The following is a 2,269-nucleotide window of genomic DNA, read 5'->3' as shown; positions in this document are numbered from 1 at the left end:
CAAGTTCTAATTGTTCTTTGTGGAATTCTTCATCATCTTTAAAAGCTTCAAAACTTTTTATCCATAAGGCTTTTCTCTGCTTTATATATTCTTCGTTTTTAAACATATCTATCCTTTTGTTTTATTATTTAATTTTACTTATTTTAATTTTTCTAAGATAATTTCAAAAGTAATTTCGCTTGCACCCATTAAAAATCCTAAGCTAATAATATAAAGAATATATCAAAAATAGACTTTATAACTTATAAATAATTTTTTTCTATAAATATATTATTTAAACTATTCTTAGTAGAAATTTGTAGATTTCGCAAATATCAAAAATATCAACAAAGTAACTATGGATATAATACAAAGTTGATAAAAGCTAGATCTTTGGAAATATTATAATTAAAAAAAATAATATTGTATTTTTAAAATTGATTAGATAATATATTAATTTAATAATTTTTATAACAAAAAAAGGAAATAAAATGGGACAATATATTGTATTAGCCTTTGCAATAGCAGTTGCCATATTTGTGACATTTTATGACTTTGATAAAGATAAAAAAATCGATAATAATAAAAAATAATTGATTTTGATATTTTATAATAGAAGCATGTTTATATCTTTTAGCTTTTATTTTTTATTGCAAAATAATAATATAAAATAAAAATTTTAAAAAGCATTATTTATAAAAATACCTGCAAAAGTAATCTTAAGATTCATGGAATCTATTGGCGTAGGATTATTTGTAAGGTTTGTAAATGAGCGATAGTTGCACTATCATCGATCTTTCTTAAAGATTGATCTTTTTTTAAAAGAAAATAAGAGAGAATGGATGGTTATAATATAGCTATTTTAATCGGCGCTATCACTCTTATTTTTGGCACATTGGTTTTAGTAGCTCATTATTTAACGATAAATACATTAATGAAAGAAAAAGTTAGTCTTTAGCTTTTAACACACCCTATAAGTTGGGAGTAATAAAACAGAAATAAAATATTACCTTAGTGTTGTAACTAAATATGATCTAGATCCTTTCTTACGCCAAGTATTTTTTGTTCCTCGTAAGGCAAAAGTTACAAAAAATGGTAAAGATGTGTGGGTTGAAAAAATAGAACCTTTAGTGGGTAGAGATGGCTTTTTGGCTATTGCTCATAAAAGCGGAAAATTTGGTGGTATTCGTTCTTATAGTGAGATTAAAAACTATCCAAAATTAGTGAATAATCAATGGCAATACACTCAAGATTTGGTTGCAATTTGTGAGGTTTATAGAACTGATACAAATAAGCCTTTTATAGTTGAAGTTGCATATAGTGAATATGCGCAAAAAACATTGAAAATGCCTACAATCTAGTATAAAATAAATAACCTATCACAAATTGTGTTATAATAACAAAAGATTAAATATGCAAGGAAATATTATGGCCCAGCAAAAAGAGTATATACTTAATGAAAGTTTTAAAGCTTTATTAGAAAGTATTTTTTCTAATCCTGAACAATCACAAAAATTAATTAAAGCTTTTGAAGAACTTGTTAATGGTAGAGCAGCTACTCCAAGATTGGATTTTGAAAATCTTAAAAATCAAACTACAGAAGAAATAAGATAAGAGCTTGTAAGTAAAGATTTATTTCAATCAGAGATTAAAAGATTGGAAAGTTTAATTTATTCTGAAGTTGCAAGACTAGAAGGAATTATTAACACTAAAATAGCTGAAGTTAAAACTGAATTCTCAGAACAAATTTCTAGCGCTAAGCAAAAAGTACTTTATTGGCTTTTAGGTACTGCAGTAGCTATACTTTCAAGCATTTGGGCTATGATGAATTTTATGTTAGAAAACTTAAAATAAAAATTACTTAAAGTTTTTACTATATCTTGTTGATATACAATTTTATAGTTAGGATAACATAGTTATCCTATGAATTTAAGCAATGTTTTTCATATAATCATAAATTAAAGCTGTTCGACTAATAATAAAATTCTCAAAATCATCATTTAACAAATATTCAACCATATCTTTTGTTATAAAATGTGTTTCTAAATCTTTAAAAAATTGTTCTTGTTGATTATCTTGTATTTTTTTATTTAGCAACTCTTTTATATATGTGCTTGGATTTTTATTATTGATTTTATTATTAGATTCTTTTGTAATAAGTGCTATATTATTAATTATATTATCATTAGATGAGATAAATTTTTAGATATCTCTTTTCCTATATTAGAATTTATAGGAAAAATATGATGTTCTTCTAAAAATTCACTAAACTTCTTAAAAACCGTTTGCC

General features: G+C 24.1%; 4 protein-coding genes. 3 read left to right on the top strand and 1 reads right to left on the bottom strand.

Annotated features, from left to right (window positions below):
* Positions 1 to 977: 977 nt before the first annotated feature.
* The 3 genes from CAMP18498_RS07790 to CAMP18498_RS07780 all read left to right on the top strand — a co-directional run bounded on the left by CAMP18498_RS07790 (position 978) and on the right by CAMP18498_RS07780 (position 1,833).
* The gene (locus CAMP18498_RS07790; protein ID WP_337198251.1) at positions 978 to 1,340 is read left to right on the top strand and encodes a recombinase RecT; all 363 of its coding nucleotides are present in this window, start codon (positions 978 to 980) and stop codon (positions 1,338 to 1,340) included.
* A gap of 67 nt (positions 1,341 to 1,407) precedes the next feature.
* Positions 1,408 to 1,593, top strand: coding sequence for a hypothetical protein (locus CAMP18498_RS07785; protein ID WP_263674125.1), 186 nt, complete (start codon positions 1,408 to 1,410; stop codon positions 1,591 to 1,593).
* Between the two features lie 42 nt (positions 1,594 to 1,635).
* Positions 1,636 to 1,833, top strand: coding sequence for a hypothetical protein (locus CAMP18498_RS07780; RefSeq protein ID WP_337198250.1), 198 nt, complete (start codon positions 1,636 to 1,638; stop codon positions 1,831 to 1,833).
* Between the two features lie 75 nt (positions 1,834 to 1,908).
* Here the strand turns inward: CAMP18498_RS07780 and CAMP18498_RS07775 are convergent, their stop codons facing one another.
* Complete coding sequence (locus CAMP18498_RS07775) at positions 1,909 to 2,076, bottom strand: hypothetical protein (RefSeq protein WP_263683089.1); 168 nt, start codon at positions 2,074 to 2,076, stop codon at positions 1,909 to 1,911.
* Positions 2,077 to 2,269: the final 193 nt, after the last annotated feature.

Origin of the sequence: Campylobacter sp. W0066.2, from assembly GCF_024723515.1 — a bacterium.
Lineage (GTDB): Bacteria > Campylobacterota > Campylobacteria > Campylobacterales > Campylobacteraceae > Campylobacter_D.
Note: the sequence above shows the minus strand (reverse complement) of the source record. Positions and strands in the feature narration are given on the sequence as shown.